Source organism: Pedobacter jeongneungensis, from assembly GCF_000633455.1.
GTDB classification, from domain to species: domain Bacteria; phylum Bacteroidota; class Bacteroidia; order Sphingobacteriales; family Sphingobacteriaceae; genus Pedobacter; species Pedobacter jeongneungensis_A.
This window is the reverse complement of the sequence record NZ_AYMG01000011.1, coordinates 19,787-34,758: the sequence shown is the minus strand read 5'-3', so window position 1 is coordinate 34,758 and position 14,972 is coordinate 19,787. Positions and strand designations below refer to the sequence as shown.

13 protein-coding genes are annotated in these 14,972 nt (G+C 38.5%); 10 read left to right on the top strand and 3 right to left on the bottom strand.

Annotated elements, in window-relative coordinates; translation table 11 throughout:
* Positions 1–47: 47 nt before the first annotated feature.
* Positions 48–1,217, bottom strand: a complete 1,170-nt coding sequence (locus U859_RS0110485) for an efflux RND transporter periplasmic adaptor subunit (protein WP_025143328.1) — start codon at positions 1,215–1,217, stop codon at positions 48–50.
* Between the two features lie 419 nt (positions 1,218–1,636).
* Entirely contained in the window at positions 1,637–2,419 is a 783-nt protein-coding gene (dapF, locus tag U859_RS0110480; protein WP_025143327.1) for a diaminopimelate epimerase, read from the bottom strand.
* Positions 2,420–2,729: 310 nt separating this feature from the next.
* Between dapF and U859_RS0110475 the strand changes: the two genes are divergently transcribed.
* Positions 2,730–4,277: a trypsin-like peptidase domain-containing protein gene (locus U859_RS0110475; protein ID WP_025143326.1), complete on the top strand. Its 1,548-nt coding sequence runs from the start codon at positions 2,730–2,732 to the stop codon at positions 4,275–4,277.
* 58 nt (positions 4,278–4,335) lie between these two features.
* On the opposite strand, the gene U859_RS0110470 is transcribed toward U859_RS0110475, so the two are convergent.
* Positions 4,336–4,680, bottom strand: a complete 345-nt coding sequence (locus U859_RS0110470) for a four-helix bundle copper-binding protein (RefSeq protein ID WP_025143325.1) — start codon at positions 4,678–4,680, stop codon at positions 4,336–4,338.
* 828 nt (positions 4,681–5,508) lie between these two features.
* Between U859_RS0110470 and U859_RS0110460 the strand changes: the two genes are divergently transcribed.
* The 9 genes from U859_RS0110460 (at position 5,509) to U859_RS0110415 (ending at position 14,936) form a co-directional block, all read left to right on the top strand.
* Complete coding sequence (locus U859_RS0110460; protein WP_025143324.1) at positions 5,509–6,012, top strand: hypothetical protein; 504 nt, start codon at positions 5,509–5,511, stop codon at positions 6,010–6,012.
* A 53-nt stretch (positions 6,013–6,065) separates the two neighbouring features.
* Positions 6,066–7,253 (top strand): sensor histidine kinase, encoded by a 1,188-nt coding sequence (locus U859_RS31030; RefSeq protein ID WP_025143323.1) that lies wholly within the window; start codon positions 6,066–6,068, stop codon positions 7,251–7,253.
* An 11-nt stretch (positions 7,254–7,264) separates the two neighbouring features.
* Complete coding sequence (locus U859_RS0110450; RefSeq protein WP_025143322.1) at positions 7,265–7,966, top strand: LytR/AlgR family response regulator transcription factor; 702 nt, start codon at positions 7,265–7,267, stop codon at positions 7,964–7,966.
* Complete coding sequence (locus U859_RS0110445; protein WP_025143321.1) at positions 7,963–8,205, top strand: PqqD family protein; 243 nt, start codon at positions 7,963–7,965, stop codon at positions 8,203–8,205. The genes U859_RS0110450 and U859_RS0110445 overlap by 4 nt, the downstream gene beginning before the upstream one ends.
* A gap of 20 nt (positions 8,206–8,225) precedes the next feature.
* Positions 8,226–9,293, top strand: coding sequence for an ATP-grasp domain-containing protein (locus tag U859_RS0110440; RefSeq protein WP_025143320.1), 1,068 nt, complete (start codon positions 8,226–8,228; stop codon positions 9,291–9,293).
* Positions 9,294–9,440: 147 nt separating this feature from the next.
* The gene (locus U859_RS0110435; protein ID WP_025143319.1) at positions 9,441–10,784 is read left to right on the top strand and encodes a diaminopimelate decarboxylase; all 1,344 of its coding nucleotides are present in this window, start codon (positions 9,441–9,443) and stop codon (positions 10,782–10,784) included.
* A gap of 266 nt (positions 10,785–11,050) precedes the next feature.
* Positions 11,051–13,204, top strand: a complete 2,154-nt coding sequence (locus U859_RS0110425; protein ID WP_084153051.1) for an urea transporter — start codon at positions 11,051–11,053, stop codon at positions 13,202–13,204.
* Positions 13,183–14,325: a hypothetical protein gene (locus tag U859_RS0110420; RefSeq protein WP_025143316.1), complete on the top strand. Its 1,143-nt coding sequence runs from the start codon at positions 13,183–13,185 to the stop codon at positions 14,323–14,325. Before U859_RS0110425 ends, U859_RS0110420 begins: the two co-directional genes overlap by 22 nt.
* On the top strand, positions 14,313–14,936 hold the full coding sequence (locus tag U859_RS0110415; RefSeq protein ID WP_025143315.1) for a tetratricopeptide repeat protein: 624 nt from the start codon (positions 14,313–14,315) through the stop codon (positions 14,934–14,936). The genes U859_RS0110420 and U859_RS0110415 overlap by 13 nt, the downstream gene beginning before the upstream one ends.
* Positions 14,937–14,972: the final 36 nt, after the last annotated feature.

Sequence of the window (14,972 nt, the reverse complement as noted above, 5' to 3'; positions counted from 1 at the left end):
ATTAATATTGATTACACTGCATAGTGTGATTGGCAATGATTATATTGTTATTTTTTGATATCAGCATAAACTGAATCAGCACTTTTTTCTTCAGGTTTGATTTTTGTACCGTCTTTTAACGATTGGAAACCCTCAAGAACAACTTTATCGCCAGCTTTTAAACCTTTGGTTACCACATAAAACTTGCCTTTGGCCAAATCCATAATCTCGATTTCGGTATTAATGGTTTTAGCAGAATCGCCTAAAACGTAAACAAATTTCTTACCCTGTAAATCAATGGTTGATTTTTGAGGAATTAAAATTGCATTATCCACATGTTGAGGAATCCTAACCGAAGCACTGGCACCATTTTTTAATAAAGAAATAGGGTTGGGGAAAGTCGCTCTTAAACTTGCAGAACCTGTACTGGTATTAATTTGTCCGTTGATGGATTCGATTTTACCATTTTGTGCATAGATTGTGCCATCCGCAAGGACCAAACTTACCGCCGGAATGTTTTTCATCTGCTGGGCCAAAGTATTCCCTTTATAGGTTTTAGAAAAATCTAATAGCTGTTTCTCGTTTAAAGAGAAATAAGCATAAACCTTTGAAGTATTCGAAACTGTTGTTAATGGTTGTGTACTGGTACTGCTCACCAAACTTCCATTTCTGAAAGGAATACTGCCAACCACACCATCAACCGGACTCTTAACCGAAGTATAACCTAAATTAACCTGTGCATTTACCAATTCGGCTTTTGCCTGTGCCAAAGCTGCTTTTCTGCTTTGGAGTGTTAACTGGGCAGCATCAAGATCGTATTTGCTAATGATATCTTTTTCTACCAATGGCCTGGTTTTGTTTACCGTTAACTGGGCCGCATTAACATCCGCTTCTGCACTGCTAATGGCCGCTCTTGCTGTGCGTACCTGCTGCTCGTACTGAGGTGCATTAATGGTGAAAAGTAACTGACCTTTTTTAACCACCGCACCCTCATCTACAAAAATCTTTTCGATAAAGCCGTCTACTTTTGGGCGGATGTCGATATTTTGGATACCTTCAATCGTTGCTGGATAATCAGAATCTAAAGTGGTGTTTTGTGTATTTACGGTAAAAACCGGGTAAGCTTGTGGACCAGCTGCTGCTGCTGCTGCGGCTTTTTTAGCAGCATCATTGTTTCCGCAGGATGCTAAGAGCATACCCATGCTCATGCTAAAAAAGAGAGTTGTTACTTTTCTCATGGACTATTTCTGTGTGTGTATAAATTTAAATTTCCGGAATTAAGAGCGTCGTCAAAATTTAGGACTTCGATTTTCCGCCGATAATTGCCCAAAAATAGAGCCTAAAAAAAAATAATTCTGTCCAAATTCTGTCATTTAATCAATCGATTGATTTATTTTTTGATTAAAAACGCAGCTAATTTGGTTTAAATAACTGTTTTAAAGCTGTTTGAGTGTTATTTTATGCCTGAAATTGATGTGTAAATATCTTGCGACAGATGTTAAATGGTGTTAAAATTGCTTGTTATGAAGCAATTTTTAAACGATTAATCCTGTTTGTTTTAACAAACAAAAAGCGTTGGTGGTGTATGTTTTACACGAGATATTTGGATCACAACTAAACCTCGCAGGTTTCAAAAACCTACGAGGTTTGTAAAAGACTAGTCTACTTCTCCCTCAAAAACCAGTTTGGCGGGGCCACATAAAAATACATTGGTAAATGCTTTACCATCGTAGTCGAATTCTATTTTAATATCACCGCCCAAAACCTTAATAGCGGTTTTAATATGGCCGGTTTGGTTTTTATGTTTTGCTATAGCCATGGCAACCGCTGTTACCCCTGTGCCACAGGCATAAGTTTCATCTTCAACCCCACGCTCGTAGGTACGTACAAACAAATGATCACCCTTATCTTCTACAAAGTTTACATTTATACCTTTTTCTGCATAAGTTGAATTGTAACGAATACTTTTCCCTTCATAGAAAACATCCAGGTCTTTTAAATCACTTTGTAAAGCAACATAATGTGGCGAACCGGTATTGAGTACGTAAGCTTCCCCATCTTTGGTGATGGTATCTACATCAATCATCTGCAGGTCAACCCATTCGCCGTTTTCTGAAATTCTGGCATAATGCGGTCCGTCTACTGCCAAAAAGTTGGTTTCGCGATCAATAATGCCAAGTTGTTTGGCAAAAGCCACGATACACCTGCCACCGTTTCCGCACATACTGCCCAACTTGCCATCTGCATTGAAATAATGCATCTCAAAATCGTAATCCTCGTGCTTTGTAATGAACATTAATCCGTCGGCACCAATGCCAAATCTTCTATGGCATAGCTGTTCAACTAATTGATTGTCAATATTTTTTAACGGACTTGTAGTGTGATCTATCAAAATGAAATCGTTACCTGCGCCCTGGTATTTATAAAAATTAATTTTCATGAAAGCTTCATTTTTTAATGCAATATTTGAGTTGCAAAAGGTAATAAGCGGATTGTGTTTTTTAATTTAACATTTTTTAACACAAAACTAAGTGCTTTGAGGATACAAATATCGTTTATATGGTATTAAATTTGAATAAACTTACTAAAGAAAATTTGAGCAGATAAAAACTGCCGGAGCATCCTGCTTAAATCAAAATAAAAAACGCTCCTGCAAACAATAACATTTAACAAATGAAATATGATAAGCTAAACAATTAGCTAGCAAAACAGCTTATTATAAATCATGGCTTTAAAAACATAATTAACACATGAAAAAAATACTAGGAATTACCGTGTTAGCTGCTTTTATAGGTGGGGCAGCAGCAATTGGGGGTTACAAACTATTTGAGCGTAACCAAACTGGCAGTACCATTACTGAGAAACAGAATTTGTATTTCGCCAATAATCCATTAAAAGTAACATCAGCAGGTGCTACAGATTTTACACAGGCAGCGGCAGCTGTTGCACCAGGTGTAGTTCACATTAAAACAACTTACGCGGCATCGAAAGGTCAGGGTTCTTCTTCTCCATTTGATATGATGGAAGATTTCTTTGGTGGTGGTGGTCGCCAGATGCAGCGCCAGCCAAGGGCAGCGTCAGGATCTGGTGTAATTATCAGTCAGGATGGTTATATCGTTACCAACAACCACGTGGTAGAAAATGCAGAGAAAGTTGAAGTGGTGTTAACTGATAGACGTAAAGTAGAAGCTAAAGTAATTGGCCGCGATCCGAATACAGATTTAGCTTTAATTAAAGTAAATGCAACTGGTTTACCAGTAGTGAAAATGGGTAACTCTGATAATGTTCAGGTAGGAGAGTGGGTTTTGGCAGTTGGTTTCCCGTTAGATTTAAATACAACTGTTACCGCTGGTATTGTAAGCGCAAAAAATCGCAGCATCGGTATCATCGGTCGTGAGCAACAAGGCAATGAAATTACAGAAGAAGAATACCGTGAATATCAACGTACAGGTAAAAGACCAGATCGTCCGGCAAATACCAGTATCGAATCATTTATTCAGACAGATGCTGCCATTAACCCTGGTAACAGCGGTGGAGCTTTGGTAAACGCAAATGGCGAACTGGTAGGTATTAACTCAGCAATTGCTTCACAAAGTGGTTATAACCAAGGTTATGGTTTTGCAATCCCGGTTAACTTAGCCCGTAAAATTGTTGACGATTTTATGAAATATGGTTCAGTTAAACGTGGTTATATCGGTGTTAACTTCGTGCCGTTAAGTGGTGAAGAAAAACCTGAAGGTATTAAAACCAATGAAATTAGTGGTTTATATGTGAACGATGTTGTTGCAGGTGGCGGTGCTGCTGCAGCGGGTATAAAATCAGGCGACGTAATCAAAAAAGTTGACGGTGTGGTAATCAACGATTCACCTGATCTTCAGGAAAGAGTAGGCCGTTTAAACCCTGGTGATAAAGTTAAATTAACGGTATTACGTGATGGTGCTTTAAAAGATTACACTGTTACCCTTAAAGGGGAAGCAAGCGTAGGTTTAACTGCTAATAACGCAGCAAGCAAAAGTGTTGAAGTAGGCAAATTAGGTGCAACTTTTGCTCCGGCTAGCCAGGCTCAAAAATCGAAATATGGCATTAACAGTGGTGTGGTTGTAACATCAGTTACTACTGGAAAAGCTTTCGATAACATTGGGGTAGAAAAAGGTTTAATCATTACCAAAGTAAACGGACAACCGGTAAATTCTGTGGCTGATGTTCAAAAAGCATTGCCTTTAGGCAGAAATAATATGGTGAGTATTTCTGGTGTTGGTGAGCAAGGATCATATAACTACAGTTTCCCTGCACAGTAATTGATTTTAATAAAATTTGAAGAAAGCCTCCAGATGTAAATCGGGAGGCTTTTCTTTTTTAGTTCTGGTTAATTGGTTCATGGTTGGCATGGCAGGCATCTGCACATTCTTCACATGCTACCGCACACTGTCTGCAATGTTCGTGATCATGTTTGCCACATTCTGCAGCGCAAAGCCTGCATATTTCCTCGCAAAGCAATAAATACTGGTGCGCAATAACCGAATCTCTCTGCAGTAACCTGGCTGCCTGGGTACAGATATCTGCACAATCCCTGTCAAGTTTAATGCAATCAATCATCATGTTGATATCTTCTTCTTTTAAGCACGAAGATGCACAGTGTTCGCATGCTAAAGCGCAATCTAGTAGAGCCTGGATCAAACCGTGGTTGTTTCTCGTTTCCATATCGGTAATTATTTTGGTTATAAATGTTTTGTATAGTAATAACCTGATGGAAATTAAAGTGTTTTAAAAAATGAATTGAAATTATTCCATGGTCTGTGTCCCACAGACCATGGCGTCATATATTTGCCACGGATGAACACAGATTTTAAACATACGAATTTTGTCACCCTGAGCGTAGTCGAAGGGCCTTTTTTCTGTAGCTTACTATTCGTTTACTCTATACTCCATAGCCTGTGTCCCCACAGGCCATTGCACTGTATTTTTGCCACGGATGCACGGTTGAACACGGAGAATTTGTCAATCCTGCATGATAAATTGCATCAGTTTGTTCAGGTTCTGTGTTTCATCGGCGAAAGATTCTTCACTGCGTTCAGAATGACAGCCCTATTTGTTAAAATACCTTAAAATGTGCGTTTTGTCACCCTGAGCGTAGTCGAAGGGCCTTTTTTCTGTAGCTTACTATTCGTTTACTCTACTCCATGGCCTGTGTCCCCCGCTGGCCATTGCGCTGTATTTTTGCTACGAATGCACAGTTGAACACGGAGAATTTGTCAATCCTGCATGATAAATTGCATCAGTTTGTTCAGGTTCTGTGTTTCATCGGCGAAAGATTCTTCACTGCGTTCAGAATGACAGCCCTATTTGTTAAAATACCTTAAATCTTTGTTGATCAGCTCCCTTTCTTATACGCAAACCAATATTCATCCGTTTTTCATAATCAAGATTTAGTTTCGCCATTTACCGATTGATAATCAGTGTTTACCGATACTCTATAAATTAATTTTTTTTATTGTTCCATATTTGAATCAGCAACAAAAACCGAATATTATGGCTTTAGCTTACATCAACCTCAGCGTAAAACAATATTTCAATTTCATGTGCAGAACCGATTTTGAAAGACGGATATTTCACGATACCTACAAAGAATTTCAAAAAAAATCAAAAATATATAGTTTAGATCATCACCTTCATACCTTTTCGCAGATGCAACAGGCCAACGGAAAGGCCAACGCTTTACATCAGAAACTTCAATACGCAGTAATAAATAGCATAGCTACTTTAGAACATAAAATGCCTGTGCTAAACGATCTTGAAGATCGTCCGATGCTTTTTGATTGGGCTGAGTTGCACATTTGCAGTTCAGATCTTTTAAATAAGGGCGCTCATGTAGTTTCCATTACTTATACCAGCCCAAAGTTAATATTGCACGAAATGATTGGCGATTTAATGATTTTAAGTTATGATGGCAATGATAACGAAACCCTGATGGTTAAAGTCGCAGAAAACCTGATCGTGAATTACCAACAGGAAGAAAGCCTGGTGTATAATTAAATTTAGCACTCATTTTGATCAGATAGCCAGAAAAAATATCATTAATTTGTAGCATGCAGCAATTTAAAACCCCAACCTTCATCATTCATGTGGCTGGTTGGCTTTTATTTTTAACCTTTCCTCTGTTATTCATCAATAACGAACAATCGGGGCAAAGTAGTTTTTTGTTGCTTGCATCGCCTTACTATTGGCTTTTCTGTGGTACTTACGTACTGATGTTTTATTTCAATGCGCTGGTTTTAGTGCCACGTTTGATGTTTAAAAAGAGGTATGTAATCTACATTGCTGCGGTATTGTTGCTTTTTAGTTTTGTGTATTATGCGCAACCTTATGATAATTTATTGGGGCACAATAAGAGTGTTATGGCAGCTTTAAATGGCCCGCCCAATTCACAGCCGAAAGGTTTAAACCAATCGTTACAGCCCGGAAAAGATCCAGATGTTGGCCCGAAGGTAGAAATGCCTTTTGGGCCGCTGCCGAACGAAGATTTAAGGATGCAGGATCCCAATTTAAAAAAGCCCGATGGGATTTTGGATCTGCACCAACCCATGAATATCGACGTGATCAGTCTTTTCATTTTCTTTATGATTATGGGTTTGAGTATTGCCACCAGCACCGTGCAGCGCTGGCAAACGGCCGAATCGAAAGTGGTAAAGGCAGAGGCCGAAAAGGCTACCGCCGAGCTTTCATTCCTCAAAGCACAAATCAATCCACATTTCCTGTTTAATACCCTGAACAATATTTACACCCAATCGGTAATCAACAGTGAACATACTTCAGAAAGCATTATGAAGCTATCGAACATTATGCGTTATGTTACAGATGATGTAACACAGGATTTTGTAATGCTCAAAGATGAGATCGATTGTGTACGGGATTACATCGAGCTGCAAAGATTGAGGCTGGGTGCTGATGCAGAGATTAACTTCAATGTGCAGGGCAAACCTGATGGGAAAAAAATTGCACCTTTAATTTTCATGACTTTTATCGAAAATGCTTTTAAATACGGTGTAACCAAAAAAGAAAAAACGGTAATTAATATCAATTTAAGTATCGATGCCGAAAGAATTGACTTTTCATGCCAGAATAAAATCTATAACCATAAGTCTAATTTGGAGCGCTCTGGAATTGGTATTGCGAATACCCGCCAAAGGTTATCGCACCTATATCCGCATCAACACCGGTTGGATATAGAGAATACCGACGACATGTTTACCGTTAAACTTTGTGTAGATTGCTAAATTAACAGACTATGGCCTTAAAATGTGTAGCTATCGATGATGAGCCATTAGCACTCGAGCTCATTAAAACGTATGTATCCCGCTTTCCCGACCTTCAATTGGTGCAGGTTTTTGAGGATGCCTTATCAGGTGCAGAATACCTGAAACAAACCCCTGTCGACCTGCTTTTTGTAGACGTAAATATGCCTGATATTACCGGGGTAGAGCTGGTGCGGAGCCTGGTAAACAGTCCGATGATTATTTTTACCACCGCCTACCGGAATTATGCCTTTGAAAGTTATGAGTTACAGGCCATTGATTATCTGTTGAAGCCAATAGATTTTAACCGTTTTACTGCTGCGGTAGAAAAAGCCATCGATTATCATAAATACAAAAATGCCACACAGGAAAATACCAATGATGAAAGTATTTATGTGTATTCAGAGTATAAAATGATCAAAATTTTGCTCCGTGATATCGAATACATCGAAAGTATGGGCGATTACCTTAAAATTTACCTCAGCAATATAGATAAGCCCATTTTAACGTTGATGACGATGAAAAAAGTGTTGGAGAAATTGCCTGAAGATCAGTTTGCCCGCGTTCATCGGAGCTTTATCGTAGCCTTGGCCAAAATAAAATCGATACACAACAGAAAAGTGCATCTAAACTATGCCGAACTGCCAATCGGCGATGCCTATAGCGGTTTCATTAATCAACAAAAAGGGATATGAAGTTAAAAGCGAATATTGCCACCAGCGAAAACGGGTTTATTTTTAATCCTGCCACGGGTGATTCATTTACCAGTAATGGCATTGCTGCCGAGATTTTGGCTTACATGAAGTCGGGGGAAAGCGAAGTGGAAATCAAAAAGAAAATACTGGATCATTACGAAGTAGAACCAAACCAGCTGGAAAGAGATTGGGATGATTATATGTTACAATTAAAGGAGGCAAATCTTTTAGATTTGTAACCAAAAAATAAAAGCTAATCATGTACGTTTCTCCGGATCTTAATAAAGGCAAAAACCTGACTGTAGCAGTTACAGGTTTAAATGCAAACGATAATCCCGGCCCCGGGCTGGCGGTTATACGGGCATTGCGTACTGGTTTCGGAGAAGGTTTAAAAATAATTGGCTTAGCTTACGAAACTTTGGAGCCGGCGATTTATTTAAGGGATCAGGTAGATAAAACTTATCGGATACCCTACCCAACGGCTGGAACTGAAGCTTTAAAAATACGTTTACAACAAATACAGGATATTGAGCAGATTGATGTACTCATCCCCAACTTTGATGCAGAATTATACAATTTTATAAAAATAGAGCAGGCTTTGCTTCAAATGGGGATCCATACCTTTTTGCCATCACATCAACAACTGGCACAAAGAGATAAAGTTAACCTTGGTGAGTTCGGAAAGAAACATCAGTTTAATGTACCCGCTGATGAAGTGGTTTTTACAGCTTCAGAAATTGATCAAATTGCGAATAAATTCGGATTTCCCTTAATGGTGAAAGGTAAATTTTATGAAGCACATACCGCACTGAATATTGCTGATGCACATAAAGCCTTTCATAAACTGCATGCCAAGTGGGGTTTGCCCATTATTCTGCAAAAATTTATAAAGGGAACCGAAATTAATATAGCGGGTTTAGGCGATGGAAAAGGGAATGTCATCAGCGTAATTCCCATGCGGAAACTTTACATTACCGAAAAAGGCAAAGCCTGGGCGGGGATTACGATTGAGGATGAAAAATTGGTTGCCCTGGCCAAAGATTTTGCAAAGGCAACCGGATGGAAGGGCGGTTTCGAACTCGAAATTATGATGGACGATAACGGGAGCCTGTACATTATGGAAGTAAATCCGCGCTTTCCTGCCTGGGTATATTTAACAGCAGCCGCAGGTCAAAATCAGCCCAAAGCTTTGGTATATCTGGCCTTAGGTAACCCCGTAGAAGAAATGAATACTTATAAAGCAGGTAAAATGTTTATTCGTTATGCCTGGGATAATATTGTAGATGTAGAAGAATTCCAGAAGCTATCGGCCTTTGGAGAACTATAGGGAGGTAGAGGGCAGGAAGGTTGAAGGTATAGGGTGATTTATCTCGCCTCAAATTCGATCTTGATACTTGCTACTTAATACTTAACCTTGATACCTGATACTCCCTACTTGATGCAACGACACTTTAACGCTTGATACTCTTAACAAATGAAACAAAAATACGAACGACCAACCATAAGGAAAATGAATACCGGACTAATGAACAAGTTTGGTACCCGTACCGATTTCGATCCTGTTGAAACAATTGATGGTGTTCCGGTTAAAAGTTTGGTAGCCCAATATGGTTCTCCTGTTTTTGTGCTATCAGAAAAGCAGATCAGACGTAACTATCAGGCTGCGGTACGTTCGTTTAAAACCCGTTATCCAAAAGTTCAGTTTGCATGGAGTTATAAAACGAATTACCTAAACGCAGTTTGTAAGATTTTTCACCAGGAAGGAAGCTGGGCCGAGGTGGTTTCGGGTTTCGAATACCATAAGGCTTTAGGTAATGGGGTTGCTGGTAACCAGATTATATTTAACGGACCAGATAAAAAGGAAGCAGATTTAATCCTTGCGATAGAAAACCATTCGCTTATCCATATCGATCATTATGATGAATTATATCTGTTAATCGAGCTTTGTAAGCGCATTAATAAAAACGCTAAAGTTGCCCTAAGGGTTAATTTTGATACTGGTGTTTACCCTGTTTGGGACCGCTTTGGTTTTAACTATGAAAATGGTCAGGCTTGGTCAGCAATAAGCAAAATTGCATCGGCAGAACAGCTGGAACTGATTGGCTTGCATTGTCATATTGGTACGTTTATGTTATCTACCGCTGCTTATGCTGTGGCTGCAACCAAACTTTGCGATTTGGCCATACGCTGCAAAAAGGAACTTCAAAACCCCATTCAATATTTAGATTTAGGTGGAGGTTTCCCTTCAACAAATACCTTAAAAGGAGCCTATCTGCCTGGGGTTGATACCGTGCCCTCCGTAGAAGATTTTGCAGAAGCCATTACCAATACTATTTTGGATTTCGGTTTTGTTACAGATGAACTTCCACTTTTAATTTTAGAAAGCGGCAGGGTACTTATTGATGATGCTGGTTACTTAATTGGAAGTGTACTGGCCAATAAACGCCTGAGCGATGGCAGGAGAGCAACCATTGTCGATTTTGGCATTAATATTTTATTTACCTCCAATTGGTACGACCATAAAATCAGTGTGGCTAAAGAAGCCGGTCAATATACCGAAGAAACGGTTTTATTTGGTCCGTTGTGTATGAATATTGATGTAGTGCGAGAGAGCATTACACTGCCGTTATTAGAGCGTGGAGATCAGGTGGTGGTACATAAGGTAGGTGCTTATAACATGACGCAGTGGATGCAGTTTATCAACATGCGGCCAGCTGTGGTGCTAATTGATCTGAAGGGAAAAAGCCATCAAATCAGAAAGCCCGAAACACTGGCTTATTTAGAAATGATGGAAGAAGTGCCTGAGCATTTAAGGTAATTGAATTAAGTGGTAAACAGTATAAACCGCGAAGAATCGTCATTGCGAGAAGGCTTTTTCAGCCGACGAAGCAATCTTAAAACGATCGCTATTGGCGTGCGCATTAAGATTTCTTTCTCAAAACGTCGTGACGGGATGTTCCTCACAATGACGAAATTTTTTGCATCTGTTTATAATAGCTTTATTAATGGCTTCGACAGGCTCAGCCTGACAACTAATGCTATTAGAAGAAATTAGGATTGAATAACCAGGATTAAAAACAAAAATTGAAAAAACACCTGCAATATTACTTCAGCTCGGCTTTAAACAGCTATGCCATTTTATTCTTTTCGAAGAATAAGATTTTGGGTGCAATATTGTTTGCTGTTTCTCTGTTCAATTTTAATGCGGGGCTTTCTGGATTGATTGCAGTAATGGCTTCGTTAATTTTAGTAAGTGCTTTAGGCTTTTGTAAAGAAGATGTTAAATCAGGTCTATACAGCTTTAATTCACTTTTGTTAGGGATTGGATTGGGCACATTTTTTAATTTTACCTTTACTTTTTGGCTTTGGCTGGCTGCCGCCTGCCTGCTTTGTGTAATATTGAGCGTTAACCTTACATCCTTTTTAGGTAAATATGCTTTGCCAACTCTTTCAATCCCATTTATCATTACTTTTTGGATCATTTTAATCGCCGCTAATGGTTATCCTGGTATGGGTTTAATGCAGAAAAGCAGTTCGTTACTATTCGAGTTGAGTACCAATGCGCCGTCGCATTTTACAAAAGTTTGCTATTTTTTCGATCATTTAAAAATACCCGATTATGCCTTGCTTTTCTTCAGGTCGGTAAGTGCTATGTTATTTCAAAATAGTGTGTTAGCAGGTATATTAATCAGTATCGGGATTTTTATACACTCACGCATAGGTTTTAGCTTATTGCTTGTCGGTTTTATTACCGCATGTTTGGTTAACCACCTTACCGGAACTTATCCGGATGGCATCAGCAATTATTACCTGGGTGCAAATTTTATGATGGCGAGCTGTGCTCTCGGGGGCTTTTTTCTTATTCCATCGTGGCGTTCCTATGGCTGGGCAATTGTTGTAGTACCTTTTGCCTTTATGGTTTTAAATGGTATTTCGAGGGTATTGGGTATTTACAATCTCCCCGTATTCTCCATGCCATTCTGTTTAGTAACCATCGGGTTGTTATATTTCTTTATGCTTAGAAAAAATCCTGGAAAACTACAGCTTACTGCATTTCAAAATTACTCACCGGAAACTAATCTTTATCAGTTTTTAAACGGTGAAGAAAGGCTTAAAGACTTTAAATTTTTCAACTTAAGTTTGCCATTTATGGGCGCATGGACAGTTTCTCAGGGGTATGATGGCAAAATTACCCATAAAGGCGATTGGCAGCATGCATTAGATTTTGTATTAAGAGATATCGATGATAAAAGTTATGACCTGCCAGGTATAAAACCTGAAGATTATTATTGCTTTAATAAGCCTGTTCTTGCTGCGGGAGATGGAGTTGTTGAGGAAATAATCAGCCATATTGATGATAATGTGATTGGGCAGGTTAACTTGCAGCAGAACTGGGGCAATACCATTGTTATTAAACATACTGGACATTTATTTACCAAAGTTTCACATTTAAAAAAGAATAGTGTAAAAGTTAAACCTGGCGATATTGTAAAACAGGGCGATATTATTGGTCTTTGTGGCAATTCAGGCCGCTCTCCAGAACCGCATTTACACTTTCAGGTACAATGTACGCCTTATATTGGTTCTAAAACCTTGGCCTATCCATTTGCTTACTATGCTTCGGAAACCAATTCTGTATTGAAATCTTTCCAGATCCCTGCAGAGGGTGAGACCATTCAAAAGCCCGAAATCAACCCTTATTTAAAACATGCTTTCCATTTTCTGCCAGGTTATATTAGTACAGTAACAGATGATGAAGGAAAAAAAGAAACCTGGGAAGTATTTACCGATGATTTTAATACAACCTATTTTTACTGTCGCGAAAACCAGGCCGTAGCCTATTTCGTGAATAACGCAAACGTATTTTATTTTACCAGGTTTTATGGCGACAGAACATCGATGCTCTTCCTTTTTTATCAAGCGGCCTACAAAATCGATTATTCTGCACATACAGTGACAGATCATTATGCTGCCGATGTAGAGCGGTTCAAGCCTTCGCTTTGGCTTCAGGATCTTTTAGCTCCATTTTTAATTTTCACCCGTAACAACTACTCCAATCATGTTATACCCAAAAATGATGGATTAATCGTTAATGTTGAGGCCAAAAAACTGGTTTTTAACCATCATAACATTTTTCTAAACGCTGAGATCTACATCGATAATAAAGGGATAACCGGAATACAGTTTGAATACAACAACAAAAAATTAAAAGTAACATGGGAAACAAATTTCGTTTAACCACACTGCTTTTAATTGTTTTGATAACGGTTGGGAAAGCACAAAATTCTTATCAGAAAACAGACAGTACTTCTTTGGCACTTTTTAATGCTTCAGAATGGCAGAAACTGATTTCGTTCGGAAAAGATGCGCTCAATAAAGGAGAGGATTTTCCGCTGTTGCGTTTACGGATCGCATATGCCTCTTTTTTGCGCGAAAATTATACAGATGCTTTAACGCAGTACAATAAAGTTTTAAATAACGATAAATACAATCAAATTGCGCTTTATTATGCCTGTTTATGTAATACCTATTTAAACCGTGCTGAAAATGCAGGTTATCTGGCTTCTCAGTTAGATAGCAATGTGGTAGAGGGGGAGCAGATTCATTCTTTTAAATTGATTGATGTAGGGGCAGAAAGTGGAATAAAATTTACCAATATCTACGAACGTGGAAATTCATCCTTTTCGAGGGCTTTCATCGATATGAGGCTGAATTATAAATTAAGTTTATCTACTTCGTTTTCTTATTACAATCAGCCTGTGCGTAACGATAATATCAGTCAGCCGGGTTACTATGCCAAACTTACTTACACACCTTTCAGGCAGATTAGCTTTATTGGCGCTTATCATTATATGCGTTCCAATTTATGGCATTTGGTTTATCAGAATAACGCTATTTTGGGCGGAATCAAATATGCTGGTGACGGAAGCGATCTGCAGGGAGATTTTGTGCTTTCGCACATTGGCGATGAAAAAACAAGACAGTATAATCTGCGGTTTGTTAAGTATTTATCAGGAAATTTAAATTTTTACAGCATTAGCCGTTTTTCGCTTGTTAATGTATTGGATGCTAATAATGTTGTTTTTCAACAGTTATTTGGTTTTAAACCCATCCATAATTTTTGGTTAGAAGGCGTAGTTACTATAGGGAATCAATATAATTATGCAGAGGCCGATGCTTTGTATATTTATAACGGTTTTGATAAAACGAAGTTTAAAGCGGGCGGAAATTGTTATTTTTTGTTAAAACACCACCTACTTTTAGGTTTGAATTATACATTTGAACGTAAATCTGATAATATATTTAAATTTAACTATTTACAACACTCAATAAACGGAGGCATTACATGGAATTTTTAAAGCGATTTACCGTATTTGCAATGCTTGGCTTATCTGTTTTTGAGGTAAGTGCCCAAACAAATGCTGCCTTGCAGAAAGCTTTTCAGAATAGTTATAACGAAGAAAGCAAAAAAAATTATGCCGAAGCCATTAGTGATGTAATGCCGTTTTACAGCGAAAATAATTACGAAATCAATCTCCGTATTGGCTGGTTATATTATCTGGCAAAAAATTATACGGCATCGCAAAATTATTATACAAGGGCTGTTAACGCCAGACCAAATTCTGTTGAAGCTAAGTTTGGTTTAATTAAGCCCCTTTCGCTGTTAAGCAGCTGGGAAAAGGTGATGGAACAATATAACAACATCCTTAAAATCGATGCGCAGAATACCCAGGCCAATTATTGGGCTGGTATCATCATTTATAATAGAAAACAGTATGCCACCGCGTCGAAATACTTTGCAAAGGTGGTTGCTTTATACCCTTTTGATTACGATGGTAATCACATGTTAGGCTGGTCTTTGCTTTTTTCAGGAAGAAAACCTGAAGCCAAGGCCTGTTTTGAACGGGCATTGTTGATAAAACCGGGCGATACATCGAGTATTGATGGCCTAAATCGGGCGGCTAAATAGCGCTTAAATAGCATATAGTCAATATATTTAGCAAAT

What these genes read in the sequence shown, in the direction of transcription:
- U859_RS0110485 (WP_025143328.1), bottom strand. Translation starts at nt 1,217, where the DNA reads ATGAGAAAAGTAACAACTCTCTTTTTTAGCATGAGCATGGGTATGCTC.
- dapF (WP_025143327.1), bottom strand. Translation starts at nt 2,419, where the DNA reads ATGAAAATTAATTTTTATAAATACCAGGGCGCAGGTAACGATTTCATT.
- U859_RS0110475 (WP_025143326.1), top strand. Translation starts at nt 2,730, where the DNA reads ATGAAAAAAATACTAGGAATTACCGTGTTAGCTGCTTTTATAGGTGGG.
- U859_RS0110470 (WP_025143325.1), bottom strand. Translation starts at nt 4,680, where the DNA reads ATGGAAACGAGAAACAACCACGGTTTGATCCAGGCTCTACTAGATTGC.
- U859_RS0110460 (WP_025143324.1), top strand. Translation starts at nt 5,509, where the DNA reads ATGGCTTTAGCTTACATCAACCTCAGCGTAAAACAATATTTCAATTTC.
- U859_RS31030 (WP_025143323.1), top strand. Translation starts at nt 6,066, where the DNA reads ATGCAGCAATTTAAAACCCCAACCTTCATCATTCATGTGGCTGGTTGG.
- U859_RS0110450 (WP_025143322.1), top strand. Translation starts at nt 7,265, where the DNA reads ATGGCCTTAAAATGTGTAGCTATCGATGATGAGCCATTAGCACTCGAG.
- U859_RS0110445 (WP_025143321.1), top strand. Translation starts at nt 7,963, where the DNA reads ATGAAGTTAAAAGCGAATATTGCCACCAGCGAAAACGGGTTTATTTTT.
- U859_RS0110440 (WP_025143320.1), top strand. Translation starts at nt 8,226, where the DNA reads ATGTACGTTTCTCCGGATCTTAATAAAGGCAAAAACCTGACTGTAGCA.
- U859_RS0110435 (WP_025143319.1), top strand. Translation starts at nt 9,441, where the DNA reads ATGAAACAAAAATACGAACGACCAACCATAAGGAAAATGAATACCGGA.
- U859_RS0110420 (WP_025143316.1), top strand. Translation starts at nt 13,183, where the DNA reads ATGGGAAACAAATTTCGTTTAACCACACTGCTTTTAATTGTTTTGATA.
- U859_RS0110415 (WP_025143315.1), top strand. Translation starts at nt 14,313, where the DNA reads ATGGAATTTTTAAAGCGATTTACCGTATTTGCAATGCTTGGCTTATCT.